Below are 23,380 nucleotides of genomic sequence, written 5' to 3' on the forward strand. Positions count from 1 at the left end.
CAAAGGAACGCCGCCTGCCAATGGAATACACCACTGTTATCGGACGTGCGTCACCGGGCTTGGGAGGGGGGAAATCCGGACTTGCCATATAGAAGCCCGCGGGCGGAGGCCTCAAAAAAAAAGCGGCCAGAAGGCCGCTTCGGTAAGCCGGTACCGGCGCCCACTCGGGCGCGCGGCATCGGGGAGGGAGAGACGTCAGGACGAACCGCTTATTGGCCGTCGGTGAACGGGTCAGCCTTGCCGACCAGGGCGCCATCGGTGTACGGATCGGCCTTGCGCAGTTGGCCGTCGGTGTAGGGGTCGGCCTTGCGCAGAGCACCGTCCGTGTACGGATCAGCCTTGCTCACGCGGGCGCCGTCGGTGTACGGGTCGGCCTTGGTGACGGCCTGGCCGTTGGTGTACGGGTCTTGGCTTTGCACGCCGGCAGCAAAGGCGGGAACGGCGGCAACAGCGATCAGCGAGGCGAGGATCAGGTTCTTGGTCTTCATGATGAGCTCCACAGTCTGGGGGGAAGCGCTTGCGCACGAGCAGGTTTGCTGCAGTGCGGTAACGCGATGGCATAAGCTTAGTCGTTGCTCGAACAGGAAAAAAGCAGTTCTCTTAAACTCTTTGTTCAAAAAACAAGAACAATTGTGCTGCTCCAGGCACCTGCATCTGCGTCTAAGTCATTGATTTGACACACAAATATGCGATGCGGGATAACCCTTAATGCGGAAGTCTGACTACGCGGCAGTACGAAAATTCCCGGCGCACACGCCCCGCTTTGTTGCATTGCATTTCACACATGGGGATTCCCCTCCCCACGGTGGGGCGGTTTGCCGCTAAACCTTCCGGGCGGATGGTCGTTGATGCAGGTACGGGCGACGTTTCGCGCCCACTGCAGTCAGGAAGGTCCCATGTCCATTACCTCCGGTTCCATTGCCCGTTTCGAAATCGACGGCGTCGCCTACCAGGCGAGACTGTTTGCGCTGCCGTTTCACGTGCCGGAAAACGGCCGCGTGCGCGCGCACGCGATCGGGCGCCCGGACATGCCGTTCAGCGGTGTGCATGTGCTGGGCAAGTGGCTGGAAGCGCGCGCGTTGCCGCAGGGCGTGGGCCTCGTCATGGCGGACCGCCTGTTCTCGCACGGCGCGGTGGAGCAGTGGTCCGGCGCGGACGGCGCACGCGCGGCCAAGGTGCTGTCGCAGGTGGCGCTGGGCGCCAGGTCCAGTCATCGCCTGTGGCGCAACACCGTGGCAGGCGGCTTTCGCGATGAAACCGCGTTCTTCCTCGGCGCAGCGTTTGTACAGAGCGATGCCGCCGTGGACGATGTCCGCCTGCTGGGCGATCTGATTCCGGCAGCCGAGTGGGCGAATGTGGCCGGCGCCGCTTCGACCATGATGGGGCTGCACCTGTATCGGCCGGACGAACCGGAAGCGCTGGTCAACTGTGCGCTACTGGCGCCGGCGTGGACGGAAGCCGCCGTGGAACGCGCTGACGGCTATCGTGCGCTCACGCTGCTGCATTCCTTTACCGAAGGCGACGAGGATATCCACGTCGACATCGAACTGCTGCCGCCCGGCCAGGTGGTGCTGCAGGTGGAATCGTGCTCCACGCGGTTCTCGGCGCGCTTCGACCCGGCGCTGCTGGGCCGCGACATGACCGATGCGCTGCTGCGCGACGCGCTCGCGTTGCAGCACGGCGATCGGACGCGCCTGCACTGACAGCGTGGACGCGTGGCGAGCCCGTGCTGCGTGCCACGCCGCGTGCGGATGCGCACATCCTCGCGATTTTTCGCTCTCGTGGCCCGGTTGCCGGCCAGGGCCGCGGTGCTTTTGCATGCGGGCCCTTGCCGCGAAGGCGCGGCTGCCGCGCACCGCCCTGTCTTAGCCGCGCTTACCTGGCGGCCGCGGTCCACGGATACGCGAGCCACGCATCGAAGCGCTTGGCAAATTCGCCGCTCTCGATCGTCTGGCGTAGCCACTGGTCGACGAAGTTCTTGAACACGACGTCGCGCGGCAGCAGGTAGGCCTTCTCCGAGAAATCGAACGGCGCCTCCGGGTGCACCGCGCACAGTTCCGGATGCAGCTTCTGCTGCAGCTTGGTTTCGACCGCGTCGGTCATCATCAGGTCGGCGCGGCCTGCCACGATCTCGTTGAAGATCGTCACGTTGTCCGGATACACCCGGATCTGCGCCTGCTTCAGGTTCGCGCGTGCAAACTTCTCGTTGGTGCCGCCCGGGTTGACGATGGCGCGCACGTTCGGCTGGTCGATCTGCGCCAGCGTCTGGAACTTCGCCTGGTTCTCGCAGCGGGTGATCGGCGTCTTGCCATCGCGCTGATACGGAATCGAATAGAACGCCTTCTTCTGCCGATCGAGCGTGACAGACACCCCGCTCATGGCGATGTCATAACGGTCCGCCGCAAAGTCCTGCATCAGCGTGGACCACGTGGTCGGCACGACTTCCAGCTTCACGCCCAGCGCCTTGGCCAGGCTTTCGCCCATCTCCACGTCCAGGCCGATGAAGCGGCCGTCTGCCGGGTTCTTGTAGCTGAAGGGCTTGTAGTCGCCAGTGGTGCCGACGCGCAGTGTGCCGCGCGCGATGATCTCGTCGAGGCGATTGGTCTGGGTGTGGGCCACGGCAGGTGCGGCCAGGGCGGCGCAGAACAGCAGGGCGCCCGTGCGGATGAAGCGGTTCAACATGAGACTCCTCCTGTGCAACAAAAAAGCGCGACGCCGCGGCGCCGCGCCCCCTCAATGCCGGCTTACTGGCCGGACGTCTTGTTCCACTGCAGCGCGTTGAGCACGGCCAGCGACATCGCCGTCACGCCCGTCTTGATGGACGGCTCGGGCACCGGCGCGAACAGTGGCGAATGATTGGTCGGCAGCGGCTTGGCGCCCGGTTTGAGCGACGCAAGGAACGTCTGCGGATCATTTACGCCGATGAAGAAGAACATCGACGGGATGCCCGCGTCAACAAACGCCGAGAAATCTTCGCTGGCCGTGATGGGCGGCACGCGCAGCACGCGGTCGTTGCCGAAGGCGGTCTTGAACATCGCCTCGGTGCGCGCGACCACGGCCGGGTCGTTGTTGACGGCCTTGCCGCCCTCAGTGATCTTGATGTCGGCTTCGGGCGCGCCGGACATCTCCGTGACGGCCTTGGCGGTGCGGCGGATGCCGTCGAGCATCTTCTGACGCACGGCCGGCTTGTACGAACGGATCGTGCCACGCAGCAGCACGCTGTCGGGGATGATGTTCTCGGCGCTGCCGCCCTGGATGGCGCCGATGCTGACCACACCGAATTCCTGCGGATCCTTCTCGCGGCTGATCACGCTTTGCAGGTCGACCACGAAGCGCGCGGCCATCATCACCGGGTCGATCGTCTTGTCGGGCGCGGAGCCGTGGCCGCCGCGGCCCTTGAAGGTGATCTCCAGCCCGTCGGAGTTGGACGTGACGGGGCCGCTGTTGAACACGATCGAACCATACGGCCCCGGGCCCGTATGCAGCGCAAACGCATAGTCAGGTTTCGGGAAGCGCTTGAAGAAGCCGTCGTCGATCATGCTCTGCGCGCCCGATACGGTTTCTTCCGCCGGCTGGGCCACGAACACCAGCGTGCCGTGCCAGCGGTCCTTCAGCGACACCAGCGTCTTGGCCGTACCGACCCACGATGCCATGTGCAGATCGTGCCCGCAGCTATGTGCGACGCCCACGTCCTCCCCCTTCCATTTCGTCCGCACGTGGCTGGCATAGGGCAGGCCGGTCTTCTCTTCCATCGGCAGCGCGTCGAGTTCGGTACGCACCAGGATCGTCGGGCCGGTCCCGTTGCGGTACACCGCCACCACGCCCGTCCTGCCGACGTGCTCCGTCACGTCAAAGCCGATCTTGCGCATCTGCTCGGCCAGCTTGGCGGCGGTGCGCGTTTCCTGGAAGGCCAGTTCCGGATGCGCGTGGATGTCCTTGTAGAGCGCATCGAGCTGGCCGTATTCGGCATTGACCGCTGCGTCGACGGCCGGCTTGATCTGCGCGACGTCGATGCCGCCCGCGGCTGGCGCGGCGGACGGGGTTTGAGCGAAGGCGGGAAGCGCAACCCCGGCAATCAGCCAGGCGAGCGCGGTGCGCTTGAAGCGGGTCGAGCGAAGGGTCATGGGGTCTCCTTGCGTGGCACGGGTTTGATGCAATATCGTTGCTTCGTCAAACGTCCTGATTATGCAATTGCGTGCAGCCGTGCGCACCCCGGGGCAGCCCGGATAGACCAGGGCGTTTGTCGCCCAACACGGACGTCAATCGGATTCAGCTCCGCCGTCATCGATGCGGATTCTGAAGCGGCGCAGGTTGGCACCGGCCGCGGGCTTGCCTAGACTGGCTCGGGTGTGCGGTCTACTGGAAATCGCAAACGGAATGACGCCGATGTGCCTGCAGCTCTCGTTTAGCGATGCCCCGCCAGCCGATTCAGCGATTGGCGCGGCGCTGGAGGCCGCCCAGCGCGTGCTGCAGCACACCGGTGTGTCGCCGCGCGAGGCATTCGCGGCGTATCAGGCGTTTGCCAGCGGCAGCCGCGGGCCGGATGCCCTGGCCCTGGCCTTTGCACGGGCCGAAGCCGAGGCCATGGATACCCTGGCCGCGCACGGGTATCCGCACTATGGCTCGGTGAGTCTCGCGGCGCTCTAGCGTGGGCGCTTCAGACTTCGGCGGCCTTCCCGCCCAGCCGCCGGGCCGTTTCCGAAACGTGGCGATGGATGCGCGCGAGGAAGTCGACCTCCGCGGCCCGTGTCGGCGAATGGCCCAGCGCCTGCGACAGATGCGTCGCGACGAACGACGACTGCGGTGCCAGCATGCTGATCAGGCGCAACAGTTCGCGGCGTGCCTGGCTGGCGTCGTAGCCGAGGTGGTCGGCCAGCGCTAGCAGGGCGTCCTGATCGATGGCGTCGTAACGGGCTTGTGCCGTGGGTGACAGCGTCTGGGCATCCCACTCGTTCGCATAGACGGCGGCACAAAAGAGGTGATCGTGCGCGGCCAGCCGGATGCCGTCGGCGCCGATATGGAAATGCAGCGTGCCGGCCGAAGCGTTGCGTCCGCCGATCAGCAGGCAGAACACCATCCAGCGGAACAGCGATGCCGTGGCCGCTACCGGGTCGGCGCACAGGCGCGCGCATTGAGACACCTGCTCCACCGTGATCGGCAAGAACCGATGCTCCGGCGAAAGGCCCAGCAGCTGCACCGCCGACACCACATAGCGCGCCTGGACGAGCGCCGTATCGTCGCTCTTGCAGCGCAGGGTGCGATCGAGCCGCTGCACCACGGCGGCGGTTTCCGGAAACTGTCGCAGGCCGATGAACGGCGTTTCCAGCCCGATGCTGCGCCCGAGCAGCGTGGCCCAGCAGTGATTGATGGTCGCATAGGGCAAGGGGGCGCCTTCGCCAAGATCGAGCCGGACGAAGTGGCTCGACTGCGCAGCATTGGCCGGTGCCGAAAACCGGCCGAGCCACATCGAGACCGGCAGTCCGTTCGAGGCGAGGAACGGCAGGCGGATCGCTTCGGCCTCGCGCTCGACGTCGCTGCCGTAGCGCGCACGCGTTTCCGCCACGCGCAGGGAGGTGGCGCGCTGCGGCCGGCCGATGGTCTGCCGGAACTGCAAAACCACGTCGCGCTCCGAAAGCCCATCGGCGTGGCCATGAGAAGGCTTGGCTCCGACGGGCACGACCGTCAACGGGCCGTCGAGATGCGGTGCTGCCTGCGCAAAATGATCGAGCGCCGCAGCCGCGGCCTTGGGCGCTTCGCGTGCGGGTGCAGGCAGCAGGTATTCAAAGAAGTGGCGCACCGGCTGCGCTTTTGCCGTATCGGCGATCGTGCCGGCGCTGCGGCGCAGGTGCGGGCTCAAGTCGAAGCCCTGCGCAGAAGCCTGCCAGCGAGCATCGTATTCGAACGCCCAACCGCTGCGGCCGCACGACAGTTGACCGATCAGGTGCTTGTTCAGGTAGACGTCCAGCATGCGCGTATCCAACGTGTTTGATGGAGCGTGCGTGGTCGGCCCGTGCAGCGGACAATCCGCCGGCAAGCGGGAATGCAATGCCTGGCACCATTCCCTTGCGCGCCCCTTATCGACCGTGGCCGAGCATAACGCAGAAAATCCGGTTAATCGCTGCGAAATCCGGTTTTAGTGATGCAGATTACTGAACGGCGATTATCGGATCGTTAATATCGCGTGCGATGCCGGCGATGTCTTTGGCGCTTGGTTCTACGTTTAAAGGCCTTAAGTCGACGCGCCACCGCAGCCAATGAGGCCGTTTGCAGATTTTTCAGCATGTGCCTGTGCGTGCGGTATTTATTGCAATGCGATTCACCATTCAGTTTGCAATCGGGCGATTGGATGTCTTAATAGGCGCCTTGGATTTGAAATCTCCGGCGTTGCCGACAAATCAGCGTATTCCGGCATAGGGCCCGGTGCCGCCGGCGCGGCCAGCGGCGGCCGGGCCGCGCTCAGCGGCCCGAGCGCAGCAGATGGTCCTTGGCGTCGGCCGATTCCGTGCCGTTCGGCTTCGCCTGTTTGCCAAAGGACAGCACGCCCGTGGACAGCGACGTGCCCAGCAGGATGACGGCGCAGCCGATCACCATGTTCAGCGTCAACTGCTCGCCGAGGAACAGGATGCCCCACAGCACGCCGAACACCGGGATCAGGAAGGTGACCGACACGGCGCGCGTCGGGCCCACATGCGCAACCAGGCGGAAGAACAGGATGTACGCGACGCCCGTGCAGGCGATGCCCAGCCCGATCACATGCAGCCACACGCTGCCGGTGGGCGTTTGCGCAGGCCATAGCCAGTAGGCGAGCGGGGCCAGCACGATGGTGGCGCCCAGTTGGCTCCCGGTGGCCACCGCAAGGGCGGGCACGCCCGTCAGGAAACGCTTGGTGTAGCTGCTGGCCACGCCGTAGAGCACCGTGGCCGACAGCGCCGCCGCCACCGCCATGCCGCCCTCCTTGGCATCGATGACCGAGGAGCCGCCCACCAGCACGATCACGCCGACGAACCCGATGGCGAGCCCCAGCATCCGCAGCGACGACATCCGCTCGCCCAGCCACGCAAACGCGACGATGGCCGCGAACAGCGGCGCGGCGGCGTTCAGCACCGAGGTGAAGCCCGCCGTCAGCGTGAGTTCGGCATAGGCGAACAGCGAGAACGGAATGGCCGAGTTGAGCACGCCCACGGCCAGCATGTGCGGCCAGTGCGCGCGCAGCGCCCCCAGCCCGCCGCGCCATGTCAGCACCGGCAGCAGGAAGCACGAGGCAATGGTCACGCGCAGCGCGATCAGGGGAACCGGCCCGAACGGCGGTGCCGCCACACGCATGAACAGAAAGGAACCGCCCCACAGGGCGGCGAGCGTGAGCAGTTCCAGCACATCGGAGCGGCGCATGAGGGTCTCGTTATGGTTGTGTTGTGTGAAGGGCGGTGTGCATTGTCCGCTCGATTCGCTTTTCATGCAGGCGCGAATGCCAGCGCGCCCTGGCGGGCATCGGCGGGCACGGGCAGGCGTTCGCCGACCTGCGCCGGATGGCCTTCGAGCCGCAGCAGCGCCGCCTTGCGCGGCAGGCCGCCGGCATAGCCCGTGAGCGCGCCGTCGGCACCCACCACGCGATGGCACGGGATGGCGATCGAGATCGGGTTGCGGCCCACTGCGGTACCGACCGCGCGCGCATGTTCGCGCGGCACGCCAAGACGCGCCGTGATCTGGCCGTAGGTCGTGCGATCGCCGAAGGCGATGTCGCACAGCTGCCGCCATACCGCCTGCTGGAACGGCGTGCCTTCGGGCGCCATCGGCAGATCGAACGCACGCAGCCGGCCCGCGAAGTAAGCCACGAACTGCGCCCGCGCCTCGCGCACGATCGGCACATCGGCGCCGTCGTGCATGCGACCGGCGTGCGCGGGAATCGTCTTCTGGCCGGGGAAGAACGCGCCGGTCAGGTGCGTGTCGGTGGCAATCAGCAGCAGGTCGCCGAGCGGACAGCGGAAGGTATGGCGGTACATGGATTCAACCCGGAGCGGTCTCGGCGAGGGTGTCCTCGCGGTGCCAGAGGTGCATGGCGGCATAGGCGCGCCACGGCGCCCACGGTTCTGCGCGTTCGACCATGGCGCGGCGCGTGGGCAAGGCGCCATGGGCATCGGCCAGGCGCTTGCGAAGCACGTAATCGCCCAGCGGAAACGCGTTGGGCCAGCCCAGTGCCCGCATGGCAACGTATTGCGCCGTCCATTCGCCGACACCGGGCAGCGCCTGCAGTGCGGCCAGCGTCGGGGCGAGCGGCACCAGCGGCTCCAGGCGCAAGTCGCCGGCGTCGATGGCGCGCGCGAGCTGCACCACGGCAGCGGCGCGACTCGCCTGCAGACCGGTCTGCGTGGACAGCGCCTGCGGCGCGACTTGCGCCAGCGTTGCCGCAGACGGAAACACCGTCGACACGCCTTCGCGGGGCTGCGCGAGCGGTGTGCCATAGGCGGCCGTCAGCCGCCCGAGCATGCGCCGCGCTTGCGCCAACGAAACGACCTGCCCGGCGATGGCGCGCACGGCGATCTCGAAGCCGTCCACGGCACCAGGCACGCGCAGCCCTGGCGTGCCGGCAGCGAGCGCACCCAGATGCCCATCGACCAGGTCGGGCCGGCAGTCGAGGTCGAACAGGCGCCGCACGCGGGCCAGCACGGGCGGTATCGCGTGCAGCAGGCTCGGCGACAGCGTGAGCGCCACCGCGTGACGCTGCGGCACATTGCGCGCATGCAGCCAGCCGGTGTGGCGCATGCCGGCGTAGTCCACGGTGATGGTACGGGCATAGCTGTCGGCGTCGACCTGCTCCACGCCCTCGACGGCGCGTGCGCCCAGGAAGGCCAGCAGCGCATGCCACGCAAACGGCGGCCGGTAGCCGAGCATGAGCGTCGGCCCGTCTTCCGAGCGCGCAGCGGCCGCGCGGGCCCGCAAGCGGGTCGGCGCAAATCCGTACTGTTCGGTGAAACCGCTGTTCAGCCGCCGCACGCTGCCAAAGCCCGCCGCAAAGGCCACTTCGCCGACCGGCAGGGCGGTGTCCGTCAGCAGCCGCTTGGCCAGCAGCAGGCGCTGCGTCTGCGCATAGTCGATGGGCGACACGTCGAACTCGGCGCGGAAGATGCGGCGCAGGTGTCGATCCGTCACGCCCACCGCGGCGGCCAGTGCGGCGAGGTCGTGTTCCTGCAGAAAGCCTTCGTCGATCATGCGGGCCGCCGCGCGCGCCAGGTCCGACGACATCTCGGCCAGGCTGTGCCCGGGCGCCAGTTCCGGCCGGCAGCGCAGGCACGGGCGAAAGCCCGCGCGCTCGGCGGCGGCGGCCGTGGCGAAGAAGCGGCAGTTCTTCTGTTGCGGCGTGCGCACCGCGCAGACGGGCCGGCAATATACGCCGGTCGACGTCACACCCACGAAGAACCAGCCGTCGAAGCGCCGGTCGCGCGATCGCACGGCGTGGTAGCAGGCGTTGTGGTCGAGGTGCATGGCGGTGATGGGGTGAACTGGCACCTAGTCTAGCCCTGTCACGGGGAGGGGGTTCGCCGGATTCGGACATCTCCCTGGGTGCCGAAATGCCGGGGGGCCGGCACAATGCCAGCACAACAACACATCGGAGATCGGCATGTCGAAGACCATCGTCATTACCGGCGGCAGCCGCGGCATCGGCCGCGCCACGGCGGTACTTTGCGCACAACGCGGCTGGTCGGTCGCGTTGCAATACCGCGGCAACCGGGCGGCGGCCGAAGAGACGGTGGGCCTCATCGAGCAGGCCGGCGCGCAGGCGCTGGCCGTGCAGGGCGACGTGTCGAGCGACGAAGACGTGATCGCGCTGTTCGAAGCGGCGGCCGGGCGGTTTGGCGCGCTGCATGGCGTGGTGAACAACGCCGGCATCGTCGCCGAGGCGCAGGACGTGGCCGACATGACCACGCATCGCCTGCGCACGATGTTCGAGACGAACGTGCTGGGCGCCTTCCTGGTGGCGCGCGAGGCGGCGCGGCGCCTGTCGACTTCGCGCGGCGGCGTGGGCGGGTCGGTGGTGAACGTGTCGTCGGCGGCGTCGCGGCTGGGCTCGCCGCACGAGTACGTGGATTACGCTGCATCCAAGGGCGCCGTCGACACCATGACGCTGGGCCTGGCGCGCGAGCTGGCCCGCGACGGCGTGCGCGTCAACGCCGTGCGCCCCGGCCTGATCGAGACCGACATCCACGCCTCCGGCGGCCAGCCCGATCGGGCGCGGCGCCTGGGTGCCACGACGCCGATCGGCCGGCCCGGCACGCCGGAGGAGGTCGCGGAAACGATCGTCTGGCTGCTCTCCGATGCCGCGTCGTACGTGACGGGCGCGCTGCTCGATTGCAGCGGCGGTCGCTGAGCCGGTTTTTCCCCCAGCGCACTTGGTGGTGTCATCCCCCAATTTGTGGATGCGGCGCCCGGTGTGCGTTTCTACGATCGCAGCATGACGTTGCAGCCGCCCGGCATGGGCGAATGCGGCGTCCCTGCATCTGTACAACGTTCAGTCGGCCGTTGTACGGACGGCGACTGCGGATCGCCGGTGGGCGTGTCTTCCAGGAGGGCGCGCCTTTTTTTTCCGGGGGCGAATCGCGCGACGGGAAAGCGCGTTGCAGGGCATGCGTGACAGCATGCCCGCCTCGTCTGCGCTCAGGCGTCCGCGCCAGTGCGGAATGTGTCGCACTGGCGGAGGTCGCCGCCATCGAAGCCCTGGCGGAACCAGTGCATGCGCTGCTCGGACGTGCCGTGCGTGAACGCATCGGGCGTGACGCTGCGGCCCGCGTTGCGCTGGAGCGTGTCGTCGCCGATGGCGTGCGCCGCGGTGAGCGCCTGCTCCAGATCGCCGCGCTCGAGCAGGCCACGCTGCTGCGCGTAGTGGCCCCACACACCGGCCAGGCAGTCGGCCTGCAGTTCGAGCTTGACCGACAGCGCATTGGCGACGCGCTCCGGCTTGCCCGCCTGCGCGCGGCTGACCTTCTCCGACACGCCGAGCAGGTTCTGCACGTGGTGTCCGACTTCGTGCGCGACCACGTAGGCGGCGGCAAAGTCGCCGGGGGCGCCGAAGCGGCGGCGGAGTTCATCGAAGAAGCCGAGATCGAGGTACACCTTCGTATCCGCCGGGCAATAGAACGGGCCGACCGCCGACGTGGCGTCTCCGCAACCCGACCGGATGCCCTGGCGGAACAGCACCAGCTTGGGCGGCTGATACGCGCGCCCGGCCTGCTTGAAGAGTTGCGACCAGGTGTCTTCGGTATCGCCGAGCACGTGGCTGACCAGCGCCTTGCTGCGGTCGTTGTCGGTTTCGCCGGTGGGCCGCGCGGGGCCCGGCGCGGATTGCACCGGTGCATTCTGCGACACCTGCATCACCATGCCGAGAATCTCAAGCGGGTTCTTCCCCATCAGCAGACCGACGATGGCCACCACCGCGATGCCACCGATGCCCAAGCGGATACCGCCGCCGCCAAAGCCGCCCCCCGAGGACGCGCGCTCGTCCTCGACGTTGTTGCTCTCGCGCATGTCATCCCAACGCACGTTGTTCTCCTTGAGGGCTAGGGGTCGGTGGCAGGTTCCGGTGTCACACCCGGTAAACTTTGCAAAGTCTACCCGCTGTATGCGCGCACGGACATTCCGTTGGGCGGCCCAATCGTCTGTTCCCGGACGTTTTTCCCGGTGGAACAAGGGTTTGCAGACGATTGCGGCAACGCACAAAGTCCGGCAGGAAACTTGCTATGCAAAGCTGCTCATCGCCCGCCGGCCCTGTCATGTTGCCGACACACGGCGGTTTCCGAATCACGATCGGCGCAGATGAGGTTGCCGATCCATGACTTCGAGTGTTCACCATGCGTTTGCCTGCTTCCATCACTGCTCAGCCACCGGACGCCGCGGATCCGTCGCATCTGGCCGCCACGCACGTCGACCCCACCGAGGTGTCGGACGTGGAGCAGACCGATGCCGAGCGCAAGCCCTTCTGGGGGCGCGTTTCCGCCGCGGTGTTTGATGGCGCGTTCGGCAGCGTCGCGGCTGCGTTCATCGCAGTCACGGGCGCGATCTACGTGGGGATGTACCACGCGCCCTGGGTGAAGAGTCTCGCCAGCCACACGCCCACGGCGGCCCAGGCGGGCAACGCGATGAGCGTGGCCGTGGCCGCCACTCCGGCCAATGCTTCGACGCCGGTGGAGGCGCCGCCTGCGGCCGAGGCGCCCGCGTCGCCCGACCGCGTGGCGGCTGCACGTGACCGGATGGAGCAGCGGATCTATTCGCAGGTCCAGCAGCCCCGCGCGCGCACCGTGGCCGAGCGCGAGACCATCGACGAGCCGGACGCCCCGGCACCGGCCAAGGCGCGCCGACACCATCGCGGCACGCGCTACATGCATCGCGGGGCACCGTTCGACGCGTCTTGGTACAAGGGCGCCTGAGGGGCCTTTCGCAAGTCGAAGCCCGCGCCGCCGCCGATGTGGTCGAGCCCGTGCACCGCTGCGCGCAGGCGGCGCCGCAGCGGTTCCGACACCGGCAGGAGGGGCGCGCGCGTATCGGCAGCAATGTGGCCCGCCTCCGACAGCAGCGCCTTGACGGGCGCCGGGTTCGGCTCGGCAAACAGCAGCTCGGCCAAGGGCGCAAGCGCGCTGGCGAGGCGCCGTGCTTCGTCGACGCGGCCTGCGCGATGGTGCGCGACCAACGCCACGAACAGATCCGGGCGCAGGTGGGCGCCCGCCAGGATGCCTCCGGTGCCGCCATGTGCGAGGCAGTCGAGGAGCGCGCCGTCATCGCCGCTCAGGACAGCGAGCGGCCCGCCTTCGATCTGGGCAAATTGCTCGGCCACGCATTCCTTGATGGCGACGATGTTGGCGGTCTCTGCCAGCGCCAGTGCGGTGGCAGGCGCGATCGACACGCCCGTGCGCTTGGGCACGTTGTACAGCACCACGGGCCGCGCCGTGCTGGCGGCCACCTGTGTGTAATGCCAGTGCACCCCGGCTTGCGATGGACACACGTAATACGGCGGCGGAACAAGGTAGCCCGCGCTGTTCCAGCGCTCGTAATGACGGATCTGCGCGCACACCTCGCGCGTGTCCGCCGCGCCTACGCCGATCAGAAAAGGCGTGCGGTCGGCGCAAGCGTAGGCGATGGCCTCCAGCACGGTGTAGCGCTCGATCTGAGAGAGCAGCGCGGCTTCACCGGTCGTGCCCAGCGCAACGAAGCCCGACACGCCCGCGCCCTGGTAATGGCGCACCAGCCGCCGCAGGGCAGCGGTGTCGACCTGGCCATGGTGGAACGGCGTGACCAGCGGAATCCAGATTCCCGAAAACATGGCGCGCCTCAATGCAGCAGCGCATGCGCGCGTTTGTGGGACGTGCTCAGCGGCGTGATGCGGCCCAGTGTGGCGCGGGGCAGGCCACGCAGCAGCGCGCCCACTACCGCGTCGACATCCGCATGCGGCAGTTCGAGGTCGACCGTGACTGCCTTGCGGCGAGCGTCATGCCGGACGATGTACAGCCCAAGCGTGTCGCCAAGCAGCGCATGCAGCTGCCGCCGAACCGCGTGCGGTGCATCGCCGGGCACCGTCACGCGCAGGCACACATATTGGCGTGCCGGCAGCGCCGCCGCCCGAGGCACCGTCGCCGGCGAGGGCGGCAGCAATTGCGGAATCAGCGAAGACAGGAGCATCGATCGCGCCATGATGAGTTGGCGACGGCCCGCGTCGCCATGTCGTTGAACATGACGACACCGTATCGAATCGCTCGTAAAAAGCGTGAAAAAGGGGCGTGACGCTGCGTAAAGAAAGCGTAAATGCTCAGGCAGCGTCCACTGCCTTGCAACGACGCAGCGCGATGATCGTCAGCGAGATGCCGCTCACCGCAGCGGCCGTCAGCACGTAGTAGCTCGGTGCCAGCGTATCGCCCGTCGTGTGGATCAGCCATGTGACGATGAACGGCGCGAACCCGCCAAACAGCGTCACGCCGAGGCTGTAGCCGAGCGACAGCCCGGTCGAGCGCACGCGCGTGGGGAAGATCTCCGACATCAGCGCCGGCATCGGGCCCGAATACGCGGCCTTGAAGATGCCCGACACAGCTTGCAGCGCCAGCAGCGCACCGATGGTCGGGTACGCGCGCAACAGCGCAAACATCGGGTAGATCAGCAGGATCATCAGCACCGACGTGCTGAGCATGATGCGGATGCGGCCAATGCGATCCGACAGCGCGCCCATCACCGGCGAGAGCAGAAACTGCAGCCCGCCATTGAGTACCACCACCGCGAACGACTGTGCGGCCGGCAGATGCAGTTGCTTGACGGCATACGTCGGCATGTAGAGCTGGAGCACGTACACCGACACGGTGGACTGCGCCACCACGCCCACCGCCAGCAGCAGGTTCGTCCACTGCGCTTTGAACGACGCTTGCGGATCGACGGTCGTCTTCTTCTGCTCGGCGACGAACTCGGGCGTCTCATCCAGATGGCGGCGGATGTAGAAACCCACCGGGCCGACCAGCAAGCCGAAGACGAACGGCAACCGCCAGCCCCAGCCTTCCAGATCGGCCGGCGTGAGCGACGCGGTGAGCAGCGCCCCGAGCCCGGCCGCCAGAATGGTGGCAATGCCCTGGCTGGCGAATTGCCAGCTGGCGTAGTAGCCGCGCCCGCGCGTGCTGTGCTCGACCATGAAGGCGGTCGCGCTGCCGAATTCACCGCCCACCGCAAAGCCCTGCACCAAACGTGCGAGCAGGATCGTGATGGGCGCGACGATACCGATCTGCTGATAGCCCGGCATCACGGCAATCGCCAGCGTGCCGACGATCATCAGCAGGATCGACAACGTGAGCGCCGCCTTGCGCCCCTTTCTGTCGGCATACATGCCCAGCACGATGGCGCCCACCGGCCGCGTGATGAACGACACGCCAAAGCTGCCCACTGCAAACAGCAGCGAGACCCATTCGTCATCGGCCGGAAAGAACAGCTTGCCGATGACCGACGCAAAGAAGCCGTAGACGAGAAAGTCGTACCACTCCAGCGCATTGCCGATCGACGACGAAATGACGATGCGGCGTGCGTGCGCTGCAGTCGTTGTTGCGTGCCGAGCAGGTGCAGCAGTGCCTGCCGCAGAGGGGGCGGTCATGATGAGGGTTCCTTTGGTGCCGGCCGGGATCGTTTTTATGGGAACTGCAGCGCGTTGCCCGCCCGGTCCCACGGGTCAGCGCGCTGGTGCGGCGGAGCTTTCTTAAAAGCCCACCGCGTGGCCGTCGCGGCGGCTGTCGCTGGCGGCCACGTAGCCGTGATCGGCGTCGTCCGACAGGCGCCAGATGAACTGGCCGGAGCCGAAATCCATGTACGGATCGGCCACCGATTCGAGCTTGTGGCCGCGCGCTTCCAGTGCAGCGACGGTCTTGGCGTTCATCGTGCCTTCCACGTCCAGCGTGAAATCGCGGTTGACCTTCCAGCGCGGCGCGTCGCACGCGGCCTGCGGCTGCTGCTTGTAATCGAGCATGCGAACGAGCGTCTGCAGGTGGCCTTGCGGCTGCATGTCGCCGCCCATCACGCCGAAGCTCATCTGCGGCTGGCCATCCTTGGTCAGGAACGCTGGAATGATGGTGTGGAATGGTCGCTTGCCGCCTTCCACCACGTTGGCCGAACGCGCGTCCATCGAAAAACCGAAGCCGCGGTTCTGCAGGCTGATGCCGGTGCCGGGCACCACCACGCCGGAACCGAAGCCCATGTAGTTGGACTGGATGAACGAGACCATCATGCCGCTCTCGTCGGCGGCCGTCAGGTACACCGTGCCGCCGGCGCGCGGCATGCCGAAGGTCGGCATCTGCGCGCGGCCCATGTCGATGAGCTTGGCGCGTGCATCGAGGTACGCGTCGTCGAGCATCTGCTCTGGCGTGACTTCCATCGAGCGCGGGTCGGCCACGTATTGGTAGAGATCGGCAAACGCCAGCTTCATCGCTTCAATCTGCAGATGCTGCGAATCGGCGGAGTCGACCGGCAGGGCGCCAAGATCGAAGCGATCGAGAATGCCCAGCGCGATGAGCGCGGCGATGCCCTGGCCGTTCGGCGGGATCTCGTGCAGGTCGTAGCCGCGGTAGCGCTTGGTGATCGGCTTGACCCATTCGGGACGATAGTCGCGCAGGTCCTGTGCAGTCATGGCGCCGCCGCATTCGCGCGAGTAGGCGGCGATGCGCTCGGCGAGTTCCCCTTCGTAGAAATCGCGGCCATTGGTCTGGCCGAGGCGGCGCAGCGTGGCGGCTGCGTCGGGCAGTTTGAATTTTTCGCCCACTTCCGGCGCGCGGCCGTGCGGCATGAAGGCCTGGGCGTAGCCGGGCTGGTTGTGCAGCTCGGGAATGGCCGCCGCCCATTTGTGCGCGACGATGGGCGCGATGGTGTGGCCGCGCTCGGCAATCTCGGCGGCAGGTTCCAGCACGTCGGCAAACGGCAGCTTGCCGAAGCGCTCGTGCAACGCAGCCCACGCGGAGATGGCGCCGGGCACGGTTACCGCGTCCCAGCCGCGCGTGGGGCGCTTGGGGTTGCCGTTGGCGTCTTCGCCGTATTTCTTGCGGAAGTAATCGAGGTTCCAAGCCTGCGGCGCGGTGCCGGAGGCGTTCAGGCCGTGCAGTTCCTTGCCGTCCCACAGGATTGCGAATGCATCGCTGCCGAGGCCGCACGAGACGGGCTCGACCACGGTCAGCATGGCCGCTGCGGCGATGGCCGCATCCACGGCGCTGCCGCCCGCGAGCAGCATGCGCAGCCCAGCCTGCGCGGCCAGCGGGTGCGACGTGGACACAACGTTGCGCGCAAACAGCGGAATGCGCACGGTCGGGTAGGGGTTCTGCCAGTCGAAGCGGTGGGACATGGTGCTCAAGCGGGATGGAGTTGAACGCCGATTATTTGCCTCGCGCTGGATTTAATAAAGTTAAAATTCATTTGATGTTGCTTAAGAAAATCTTGAGATTCCGTCGGTGAGTACGATCCGCTTTCTCCGCACCTTCGTCGCAGTGGCGCGCCATGGCTCGTTTGCCGCCGCTGCCGAGCGCGTGGCGCTCACGCAGGCCGCCGTGAGCCTGCAGATGCGTGCGCTCGAGGCCGAGTTGCGCCGCGACCTGTTCGACCGCTCGGGCCGCACCGTCACGCTCAATGCGCGCGGGCGGGCGCTCCTGCCGCAGGCCGAACATCTGCTGGCGCTGTACGACGCCATGCGCATCGGCGACGAGCCGCAGACCGAGCTTGCCGGCGCCGTGGCGATCGGCGCGGTGGTGTCGGTCATGGGGTCGTTGGCGCATGCGGTGGCGGGCCTCAAGCAGGTGCACAAGGCGCTCGACGTGAAGCTCATCACCGGCAAATCGGGCGAACTGGCCGAGCAGGTGGAGGCGGGGGAACTCGATGGCGCGCTGGTGGTGGAGCATCTGGAGCGGCTGCCGGCCAACCTCGCGTGGCACCCGCTCTACACCGAGCCGCTGGTCGTCGTGGCCGGGCGCCATACGGGCGGCCGTGCCGAGGAGGTGTTGCGTACGCACCCGTTCCTGCGCTTTGACCGCGCGGTGCGCACGGGCGCCCTCATCGACCGTGCCTTGCGCAAGACGCACATGGCGGTCAACGAGTTCATCGAGGTCAATTCGATCGAGGCGATCGTTGAGCTGGTGCGCCAGCAGGTTGGGGTGACGCTGGTGCCGCGCCTGCGCCGCGCCAGTTGGGAGAGCGATCCCGCCCTGCGCGTGCTGCCCATGCCGCCGCAGACCCCCGTGCGCACTGTCGGCATGATCGAGCGCAAGGAGCACGTGCGGCACGGTGTGATCCAAGCGGTACTCGATGCGCTCGAAACCACACTTGGCAAATCGAGCGCCTAGACTGCAATCACCAAAATGCGCCCCGGAGGCCAGAAATGGACGCGTTCATCGAACGTTGGCGAAACGAGCTGATGCTGCTCGCCCGCATCCTCATGATGGTGCTGTTCGTGATGTCCGGATGGGCCAAGCTCACCGGCTTCCAGGGCACGGTCGGCTACATGGCAAGCACGGGCGCGCCCGTACCGGCGGTGGCCGCCGCCATTGCCGTCATCATGGAGTTGGGCGTGGGGATCTGCCTGCTGATCGGTTTCTGGACGCGGCCGCTGGCCTTGCTGATGGCGCTGTTCGTGCTCGGCACGTCGCTGATTGGCCACCATTACTGGAGCATGGAAGGCGCGGCGCAGGCGGCCAACAAGATCCAGTTCTACAAGAACCTGACGATCATGGGCGGCTTGTTCCTGCTGGCCGCCGTGGGGCCGGGCAAGTACGCGGTGCAGACATCGTAGCGGGCGCTTTCAGCGCAGCGAGCGCTGCATCAGCACCACCACCGCCAGCACGCCGCACACCACGGCAAACCAACTGAAGAGCTGCGTGCCGGCCGCCAGCGTGGCCTGTCGGTCGATCTCCGCCGACAGGCTCGCCAGGCGTTGCGGCGTCAGCGGTCCGGCGGCCTGCAGATCCGATGTGAAACGCGTGATGTGCGCCACGATCAGCGAGCGCGATTCGGCCTGCTGCGTCTGCAGCGACACCGCCGCCAGCCCCGTGCCGACTGCCGTGGCGAACTGGCGTGCGATGTTCTTCATCTGGTAGCCGTGCGCGAAGTCTTCCCGGTCGAGATCGAGGTAGGTCATCATCGCGACCTGGATCATCACCGCACCCGGCGTGATGCCTTCGAGCATCGATACGGGGAAGAAGGCGTAGTCCGGTGCGCCCGGCATCAGGCTCGTGCCGAGCAGCAGCGCTGCCGCCGCATACACGCCAAAGCCGATCGCGATGAAGCGGCGCTTGCGGAAGAAGAACGGCAGCCAGATCGTCATGATCACCGCCACCACGGTCGATACCGCGCCGCTGATCATCAGGAACAGCGTGGTCGTGCGGAACGTGAAACCGAGCCCGCCTTGCGACACCGCCGGAAACAGGTAAGACCAATAGCCGCTCATCAGGTAGTACACGCCGTAGAAGCCGATGCCCCACAGGTAGCGGCGGCCGTTCAGGCGCGACAGGTCGAGCCACGGATCGGGGTGCGTGCGCAGCCGGTGCATGGCCAGCAGCAGCGATGCCGCCCCGCCAATCAGCAGCAGCGGGATCGCCGGCGACGCCGTGAGCCGGCTATAACGCAGCTCCGACAGGCCCATCAGGAACGACAACGCGCCGATGGCCATGGCGCCGACGCCGACCCAGTCCCACAGGCTGTCCTGCGGCGGCGCCTCGTGCGGGCGGCGTGCGGCGCGTGTGCGGGGCTGGTGACGTTCGGGCGGCAGGAAGAACATCGCCATCCACGCCACGACGGCCAGCACGAGCTCCAGCCAGAAGATCACGCGCCATTCGCTGTATTCGAGCACCTCGGCGCAGATCCACGGCGCGATCGTCGTCAGGCCGAAGAGACCGACGCTGAACATGAGCATCGGCGGGATGCGCTCGTCGGGCTCTGCGGTGAGCTGCACCAGGATCCGCGATGCCGAGAACAGGCCGCCCGCGCCCAGCCCCTGGATCGTCCGGCCGACCACCAGCTCGCCAATCGTGTTCGATTGCGCGCACACCACGCAGCCGGCGGCAAACAGCGCGATCCCTACGAGCGAGTACATGCGGTAGCCCACGTGCGCGGCAATGCGGCCGATGGCGAGGTTTGCCACCACCGCGGCCACGGCATAAGCGGTGACGGCGTACAGATACGCTTCGGGGCTGGCATGCACGCCGCCCTGGATGTGCTGCCCGGCCACGGCGAACATCTGCGAAGACACGAAGTCGAGCCCGGTGGACAGGCCCAGCGCGAGCCCGAATGCGTGGACACGCGCAGAAGAAAAATGGGGAAACGCCCGCAGCGACGCGGGTTTGAGGATTTGCAGCGACATGTGCCCGAGCATAAACTTGCCCGCCAGCCGGATAAACGGCGAACTCTAGGAACACTGTCCAGTCATGCGAACAATGGAGTGGAACGACTGGGAGACCTTCTGCCGCGTGGTGGAGGCCGGCAGCTTCACCGCCGCCGCCGAGGCGCTCGGGATCCCGAAATCGACCGCCAGCGCCGCCGTCTCGCGGCTGGAAGCCTCGCTCGGCGTGCGGCTCATGACGCGCACCACGCGCCAGCTGCGCCTGACCGAAGCGGGCTCGCACTTCTACGACGACATCGCCCCACTGTTCGAGCGCCTGCGCGAAGTGCACGCCGACACCACCGCCGCCAGCGAAACCGTCGCCGGCACGCTGCGCATCGCTGCGCCGTACGAGGTGGGTGCACAGCACCTGACCGAGCCGGTATGCCGCACGCTCGAGAAATACCCGCACTTGCAGATCCAGGTGCACATCTCGTGGGAGCAGCCCGATCTGCTGGCCAGCGGTTACGACATCGTCTTCGTGATGGTCGACCAGATGCTGCCGGACTCGTCGCTGGTGGCGCGCCGCGTGGTGATGATCCCGCGCGGCCTGTACGCCTCGCCGGCATTGCTGGCGGAACGCCCGCCGCTGAAGACGCCCGCCGACCTGGCCGGCTGGCCCTGCCTCTCCGGCCCCGACGATGCGAGCTGGGCCTTCCGCCCCGCGGGCGACCCAGCGGCTGAGCCGATCGAGGTTCCGATCCAGCCGCGCCTGCAGACGCTGAATGCCGAAATGCGCGCCCGCGCCGCCGTGCGCGGCTTGGGCGTGGCGCGCATGGCGCGTTCCGTGGGCGATGCCGAAGTCGCCACCGGCCGGCTCGTGCGCGTGCTGCCCGACTTCGAGCTGACCGCGCTGCGTGTGTACGCGCTGATGCCTGCGCGCAAGCTCGTGCCGCGCAAGGTGCGCGTGTTTCTGGATGCGCTCGAGGCGGAGGGCGTCGCCGCCACGCCGGCGCCCGCCGATCCGGCCTAGCCGAAGACTCGGGGCCGATGTCACAATCGGCGCTTTCCCATTCGGATTTGTGAGGACCGGCGGCCATGCGCTTGCGCCAGATTGAAGTCTTCCGCGCCGTGATGCTGGTGGGCACCGTCAGCGAGGCCGCGCGCATGCTCAACGTGTCGCAGCCCGTGGTGACGCGCGTGCTGCAACACACCGAGCTGCAGCTCGGCTTCCGCCTGTTCGATCGCACCAAGGGACGCTTGCAGCCTACCGCGGAGGCATTCGAGCTGTTCGCGGAGGTCGAACGCCTGTACCAGGAGGTCGAGCGCGTGCGGCGCGTGTCGGCCAACCTGCGCCACAAGGGGGCGGGGCGCCTGCGCGTGGCGGCCACGCCGAGCCTGGCGCCGAGCATTCTCGCGCCGGCTGTGCGCCGCTTCTCACAGCGTCACCCCGACACGCTCGTGCGCGTGTTCACCCATCACACCGCCGAGATCGTGCAGGGCTTGCTCTCGCAGGATATTGATGTCGGCTTCGCCTTTGCGCCGCCCGTGCATCCCGCCATCAGCACGACGCCGGTTGCCCAGGGCCGCATCCTGCTGGCCGCACCGCGCGCGTGGGTCGGCGGAAAGACCGACGGTCGCGCGCTGCACAGGCTCGTCGCCGAGAAACCGTTCATCGGCCTCGAAGACCAGATCTCGCTCGGCTCGCTCGTCGGGCAGACGCTGGCACGCGGCGGACTGGCGCCGCAGTCGACGCTGGAGGTGCAGACGTATTCGCTGGCGCGCTCGCTGGTGGAGGAATCGCTGGGGGTGACGATGCTCGACCAGTTCACCGCCGCCACCGGCAGCATGGAGCGCATCGCGCTGTTCGCGCTGGAACCGGCGCAGACCTTCGATGTGCGCGCCATGCGTGCCGAGCACCATGCGCCGTCATCGCTGGCTGACAGCCTCGTGCAGTGCTTTGCCGAAGCGGCGCGCGCGTTGTCCGAGGAACTGCCGCAACGCCTGGAGCCGACACCGCTTGTGCTGAGCCCGTCAGCCGCGGAAGCCGACGACGCGGCGGACTGACTTTTCGGGCCCGTACACGTCTAACGGGCTCCCGCTGATCTTCCAAGGAGACCGATCCATGCGTCGTTCTGCAACCGCAATGATGTTGGGCGTGGCGCTGGGCGCCGGCGTGTTCAGTGGCTTCGCCACCGCGCAGCAGTCGCCCGTGCCCGGCATGTCGTCCGACGATCTGAATACCGCGCTCGACTTTGCCAAGGCCGGGTTGAACAAGGCCATCGACCAGGCCCGCGCGTACTCCGCACTGCCGATCAAGGAGCCGCACGACGTGCGCTACAGCTGCGGGGGCGGCAAGACGCTGCTCGTGAAGTACATGACGGTGGGCGATACACCGCTGGCGGCCATCACGCTCGACGGCAAGACCCACGTGTTCGCCAACGTCATCTCGGCGTCGGGCGCGCGTTATGCGTCGGGCCCGTACGTCTGGTGGACGAAGGGTCCCACCGGCTTCCTCACCGATGAGACGCTGCCCGCCAACCGCAACGTCCTCTACCGCGACTGCAACGAAGCGACCAGCGGCCGCCCCTAGATTTCCTGCAGGTCGCGGCCCACGATGATCTCGCCCTTGAAGTGCGGGCGCACCGCATCCAGCCACACCGCATCTTCCAGATACGGATAGCCGCCCGGCACGAAGTGCGACAGCACCAGCGTCTTCACCTTGGCCTCGGTGGCGATGCGGCCGACGTCTTCGGTGGAGGTGTGGCTCGCCAGCAGATGCTCGCGCAGCGTCTTGGCATTCGGCTCGGTGGCGAGCAGCCTGTCGAGCGACGGCAGGTGCATCACCTCGTGCACGAGCACGTCGGCGCCATAGGCCAGGCGCACGAGGTTTTCGCTCGGCGCCGTATCGCCGGAAATGACGATGGAGCGGTCTGCCGAATCAAAGCGGAACGCCAAGGCGGGCGCCACCGGGGGGTGCTTCACCAATGCGCTCGTGACCTTGACGTTGGCGTCTTGCATCACCAGCCCGCCTTCGGTGATCTCGTGCGGGTGGATCATCGGCGCCAGCGGCGGCCGGCCTTCGTCGGCAATGCGGGTGCGGATGTCGTAGTCGTACAGTTCGAGAAACCTGGTCGTCATCGCGGTCAGCGGGGGCGGGCCCCAGGCGTCGACGGGGCCGGTCAGGTCGGTGGCCCAGGCGAGCAGCATCAGCGTGCCGTAATCGGCGTTGTGGTCGGAGTGCTGATGCGTGAGGAAGACGTGGCGAATGTCCTTGAGCTTGAGCCCCGCCGTTACATACTGGCGTGCGACACCGTTGCCGCAGTCCACCACGTACGACACGCCGTTGATGACGATCACCTGCGCCGGCGCTGAGCGGTTCTTCTTGGGCGTCGGCCCCCCGGCGGTGCCGAGCAGGATCAGGCGCGTGCCCTTGCCCGCCCCTGCCGCCGATGCTGCCATCGGCCAGCCTGCGGCGGCAGCGCCCGCGCCTGCGGCCAGTGCGCCTGCCTGCTGCATCCAGCGGCGGCGGTTGTTGCTGAATGCGTGCATGCGGCGGTCTCCTCTCTGTTGTTGTGGGAT

General features: G+C 67.3%; 23 protein-coding genes. 9 read left to right on the top strand and 14 right to left on the bottom strand.

Annotated features, from left to right (window positions below; genetic code table 11):
• Positions 1–209: 209 nt before the first annotated feature.
• Complete coding sequence (locus KHN96_RS13475; protein WP_062737889.1) at positions 210–488, bottom strand: hypothetical protein; 279 nt, start codon at positions 486–488, stop codon at positions 210–212.
• A 408-nt stretch (positions 489–896) separates the two neighbouring features.
• Between KHN96_RS13475 and KHN96_RS13480 the strand changes: the two genes are divergently transcribed.
• Positions 897–1,703, top strand: a complete 807-nt coding sequence (locus KHN96_RS13480; protein ID WP_045787549.1) for a hypothetical protein — start codon at positions 897–899, stop codon at positions 1,701–1,703.
• Positions 1,704–1,875: 172 nt separating this feature from the next.
• Here the strand turns inward: KHN96_RS13480 and KHN96_RS13485 are convergent, their stop codons facing one another.
• Both KHN96_RS13485 and KHN96_RS13490 read right to left on the bottom strand, forming a co-directional pair.
• A complete protein-coding gene (locus KHN96_RS13485; RefSeq protein ID WP_045787548.1) occupies positions 1,876–2,682 on the bottom strand; it encodes a transporter substrate-binding domain-containing protein in 807 nt (268 codons plus the stop codon).
• A 62-nt stretch (positions 2,683–2,744) separates the two neighbouring features.
• Positions 2,745–4,124 (bottom strand): M20 family metallopeptidase, encoded by a 1,380-nt coding sequence (locus KHN96_RS13490; protein WP_045787547.1) that lies wholly within the window; start codon positions 4,122–4,124, stop codon positions 2,745–2,747.
• A gap of 253 nt (positions 4,125–4,377) precedes the next feature.
• On the opposite strand from KHN96_RS13490, the gene KHN96_RS13495 reads away from it, so the two are divergent.
• Positions 4,378–4,647: a hypothetical protein gene (locus tag KHN96_RS13495; RefSeq protein WP_045787546.1), complete on the top strand. Its 270-nt coding sequence runs from the start codon at positions 4,378–4,380 to the stop codon at positions 4,645–4,647.
• A 10-nt stretch (positions 4,648–4,657) separates the two neighbouring features.
• Here KHN96_RS13495 and KHN96_RS13500 read toward each other — a convergent pair whose 3' ends face one another.
• From KHN96_RS13500 to KHN96_RS13515, 4 genes are all read right to left on the bottom strand, one after another.
• Positions 4,658–5,968: a HipA N-terminal domain-containing protein gene (locus tag KHN96_RS13500; RefSeq protein ID WP_102080067.1), complete on the bottom strand. Its 1,311-nt coding sequence runs from the start codon at positions 5,966–5,968 to the stop codon at positions 4,658–4,660.
• A 488-nt stretch (positions 5,969–6,456) separates the two neighbouring features.
• Complete coding sequence (locus tag KHN96_RS13505) at positions 6,457–7,389, bottom strand: DMT family transporter (RefSeq protein WP_045787544.1); 933 nt, start codon at positions 7,387–7,389, stop codon at positions 6,457–6,459.
• A gap of 62 nt (positions 7,390–7,451) precedes the next feature.
• Positions 7,452–8,000: a methylated-DNA--[protein]-cysteine S-methyltransferase gene (locus tag KHN96_RS13510; RefSeq protein WP_062737887.1), complete on the bottom strand. Its 549-nt coding sequence runs from the start codon at positions 7,998–8,000 to the stop codon at positions 7,452–7,454.
• A 4-nt stretch (positions 8,001–8,004) separates the two neighbouring features.
• A complete protein-coding gene (locus KHN96_RS13515) occupies positions 8,005–9,480 on the bottom strand; it encodes a DNA-3-methyladenine glycosylase 2 family protein (protein ID WP_062737886.1) in 1,476 nt (491 codons plus the stop codon).
• A 136-nt stretch (positions 9,481–9,616) separates the two neighbouring features.
• Between KHN96_RS13515 and KHN96_RS13520 the strand changes: the two genes are divergently transcribed.
• Positions 9,617–10,363 (top strand): SDR family oxidoreductase, encoded by a 747-nt coding sequence (locus KHN96_RS13520; RefSeq protein WP_045787541.1) that lies wholly within the window; start codon positions 9,617–9,619, stop codon positions 10,361–10,363.
• A 287-nt stretch (positions 10,364–10,650) separates the two neighbouring features.
• Here KHN96_RS13520 and ypfJ read toward each other — a convergent pair whose 3' ends face one another.
• Complete coding sequence (ypfJ, locus tag KHN96_RS13525; RefSeq protein WP_045787540.1) at positions 10,651–11,532, bottom strand: KPN_02809 family neutral zinc metallopeptidase; 882 nt, start codon at positions 11,530–11,532, stop codon at positions 10,651–10,653.
• A 308-nt stretch (positions 11,533–11,840) separates the two neighbouring features.
• Here ypfJ and KHN96_RS13530 point away from each other — a divergent pair, with 308 nt between their 5' ends.
• The gene (locus KHN96_RS13530; RefSeq protein WP_045787539.1) at positions 11,841–12,416 is read left to right on the top strand and encodes a hypothetical protein; all 576 of its coding nucleotides are present in this window, start codon (positions 11,841–11,843) and stop codon (positions 12,414–12,416) included.
• Here the strand turns inward: KHN96_RS13530 and dapA are convergent.
• The 4 genes from dapA to KHN96_RS13550 all read right to left on the bottom strand — a co-directional run bounded on the left by dapA (position 12,365) and on the right by KHN96_RS13550 (position 16,837).
• The gene (dapA, locus tag KHN96_RS13535; RefSeq protein WP_115044071.1) at positions 12,365–13,306 is read right to left on the bottom strand and encodes a 4-hydroxy-tetrahydrodipicolinate synthase; all 942 of its coding nucleotides are present in this window, start codon (positions 13,304–13,306) and stop codon (positions 12,365–12,367) included. The two genes, KHN96_RS13530 and dapA, sit on opposite strands and share 52 nt — an antisense overlap.
• An 8-nt stretch (positions 13,307–13,314) precedes the next feature.
• Entirely contained in the window at positions 13,315–13,662 is a 348-nt protein-coding gene (locus tag KHN96_RS13540) for a hypothetical protein (protein WP_062737885.1), read from the bottom strand.
• 127 nt (positions 13,663–13,789) lie between these two features.
• Positions 13,790–15,106, bottom strand: a complete 1,317-nt coding sequence (locus KHN96_RS13545; RefSeq protein WP_062737884.1) for an MFS transporter — start codon at positions 15,104–15,106, stop codon at positions 13,790–13,792.
• 102 nt (positions 15,107–15,208) lie between these two features.
• Positions 15,209–16,837 carry a gamma-glutamyltransferase family protein gene (locus tag KHN96_RS13550; protein WP_062737883.1) on the bottom strand — a complete coding sequence of 543 codons (1,629 nt, stop codon included), beginning with the start codon at positions 16,835–16,837 and terminating at the stop codon, positions 15,209–15,211.
• Positions 16,838–16,943: 106 nt separating this feature from the next.
• On the opposite strand from KHN96_RS13550, the gene KHN96_RS13555 reads away from it, so the two are divergent.
• Positions 16,944–17,828: a LysR family transcriptional regulator gene (locus KHN96_RS13555; protein WP_062737882.1), complete on the top strand. Its 885-nt coding sequence runs from the start codon at positions 16,944–16,946 to the stop codon at positions 17,826–17,828.
• 35 nt (positions 17,829–17,863) lie between these two features.
• Positions 17,864–18,274 (top strand): DoxX family protein, encoded by a 411-nt coding sequence (locus KHN96_RS13560; RefSeq protein ID WP_045787533.1) that lies wholly within the window; start codon positions 17,864–17,866, stop codon positions 18,272–18,274.
• A 9-nt stretch (positions 18,275–18,283) separates the two neighbouring features.
• Here KHN96_RS13560 and KHN96_RS13565 read toward each other — a convergent pair whose 3' ends face one another.
• Positions 18,284–19,840 (bottom strand): MFS transporter, encoded by a 1,557-nt coding sequence (locus tag KHN96_RS13565; protein WP_062737979.1) that lies wholly within the window; start codon positions 19,838–19,840, stop codon positions 18,284–18,286.
• 73 nt (positions 19,841–19,913) lie between these two features.
• On the opposite strand from KHN96_RS13565, the gene KHN96_RS13570 reads away from it, so the two are divergent.
• From KHN96_RS13570 to KHN96_RS13580, 3 genes are all read left to right on the top strand, one after another.
• The gene (locus tag KHN96_RS13570) at positions 19,914–20,831 is read left to right on the top strand and encodes a LysR family transcriptional regulator (RefSeq protein ID WP_045787532.1); all 918 of its coding nucleotides are present in this window, start codon (positions 19,914–19,916) and stop codon (positions 20,829–20,831) included.
• 65 nt (positions 20,832–20,896) lie between these two features.
• A complete protein-coding gene (locus KHN96_RS13575) occupies positions 20,897–21,865 on the top strand; it encodes a LysR family transcriptional regulator (RefSeq protein WP_045787531.1) in 969 nt (322 codons plus the stop codon).
• Between the two features lie 58 nt (positions 21,866–21,923).
• Entirely contained in the window at positions 21,924–22,391 is a 468-nt protein-coding gene (locus KHN96_RS13580; RefSeq protein ID WP_045787530.1) for an MliC family protein, read from the top strand.
• On the opposite strand, the gene KHN96_RS13585 is transcribed toward KHN96_RS13580, so the two are convergent.
• Positions 22,388–23,350 (bottom strand): MBL fold metallo-hydrolase, encoded by a 963-nt coding sequence (locus KHN96_RS13585; protein ID WP_062737881.1) that lies wholly within the window; start codon positions 23,348–23,350, stop codon positions 22,388–22,390. The two genes, KHN96_RS13580 and KHN96_RS13585, sit on opposite strands and share 4 nt — an antisense overlap.
• Between the last annotated feature and the right edge of the window lie 30 nt (positions 23,351–23,380).

Origin of the sequence: Ralstonia mannitolilytica, from assembly GCF_905397375.1 — a bacterium.
GTDB classification, from domain to species: Bacteria; Pseudomonadota; Gammaproteobacteria; order Burkholderiales; family Burkholderiaceae; genus Ralstonia; species Ralstonia mannitolilytica.

Coding starts and splice junctions, on each gene's coding strand:
- KHN96_RS13485 (WP_045787548.1), bottom strand. CDS start 2,682: ATGTTGAACCGCTTCATCCGCACGGGCGCCCTGCTGTTCTGCGCCGCC.
- KHN96_RS13560 (WP_045787533.1), top strand. CDS start 17,864: ATGGACGCGTTCATCGAACGTTGGCGAAACGAGCTGATGCTGCTCGCC.
- KHN96_RS13540 (WP_062737885.1), bottom strand. CDS start 13,662: ATGCTCCTGTCTTCGCTGATTCCGCAATTGCTGCCGCCCTCGCCGGCG.
- KHN96_RS13585 (WP_062737881.1), bottom strand. CDS start 23,350: ATGCACGCATTCAGCAACAACCGCCGCCGCTGGATGCAGCAGGCAGGC.
- KHN96_RS13580 (WP_045787530.1), top strand. CDS start 21,924: ATGCGTCGTTCTGCAACCGCAATGATGTTGGGCGTGGCGCTGGGCGCC.
- KHN96_RS13495 (WP_045787546.1), top strand. CDS start 4,378: ATGACGCCGATGTGCCTGCAGCTCTCGTTTAGCGATGCCCCGCCAGCC.
- KHN96_RS13520 (WP_045787541.1), top strand. CDS start 9,617: ATGTCGAAGACCATCGTCATTACCGGCGGCAGCCGCGGCATCGGCCGC.
- KHN96_RS13510 (WP_062737887.1), bottom strand. CDS start 8,000: ATGTACCGCCATACCTTCCGCTGTCCGCTCGGCGACCTGCTGCTGATT.
- KHN96_RS13545 (WP_062737884.1), bottom strand. CDS start 15,106: ATGACCGCCCCCTCTGCGGCAGGCACTGCTGCACCTGCTCGGCACGCA.
- KHN96_RS13570 (WP_045787532.1), top strand. CDS start 19,914: ATGGAGTGGAACGACTGGGAGACCTTCTGCCGCGTGGTGGAGGCCGGC.
- KHN96_RS13480 (WP_045787549.1), top strand. CDS start 897: ATGTCCATTACCTCCGGTTCCATTGCCCGTTTCGAAATCGACGGCGTC.
- KHN96_RS13575 (WP_045787531.1), top strand. CDS start 20,897: ATGCGCTTGCGCCAGATTGAAGTCTTCCGCGCCGTGATGCTGGTGGGC.
- KHN96_RS13515 (WP_062737886.1), bottom strand. CDS start 9,480: ATGCACCTCGACCACAACGCCTGCTACCACGCCGTGCGATCGCGCGAC.
- KHN96_RS13550 (WP_062737883.1), bottom strand. CDS start 16,837: ATGTCCCACCGCTTCGACTGGCAGAACCCCTACCCGACCGTGCGCATT.
- dapA (WP_115044071.1), bottom strand. CDS start 13,306: ATGTTTTCGGGAATCTGGATTCCGCTGGTCACGCCGTTCCACCATGGC.
- KHN96_RS13475 (WP_062737889.1), bottom strand. CDS start 488: ATGAAGACCAAGAACCTGATCCTCGCCTCGCTGATCGCTGTTGCCGCC.
- KHN96_RS13490 (WP_045787547.1), bottom strand. CDS start 4,124: ATGACCCTTCGCTCGACCCGCTTCAAGCGCACCGCGCTCGCCTGGCTG.
- KHN96_RS13505 (WP_045787544.1), bottom strand. CDS start 7,389: ATGCGCCGCTCCGATGTGCTGGAACTGCTCACGCTCGCCGCCCTGTGG.
- KHN96_RS13565 (WP_062737979.1), bottom strand. CDS start 19,840: ATGTCGCTGCAAATCCTCAAACCCGCGTCGCTGCGGGCGTTTCCCCAT.
- KHN96_RS13500 (WP_102080067.1), bottom strand. CDS start 5,968: ATGCTGGACGTCTACCTGAACAAGCACCTGATCGGTCAACTGTCGTGC.
- KHN96_RS13530 (WP_045787539.1), top strand. CDS start 11,841: ATGCGTTTGCCTGCTTCCATCACTGCTCAGCCACCGGACGCCGCGGAT.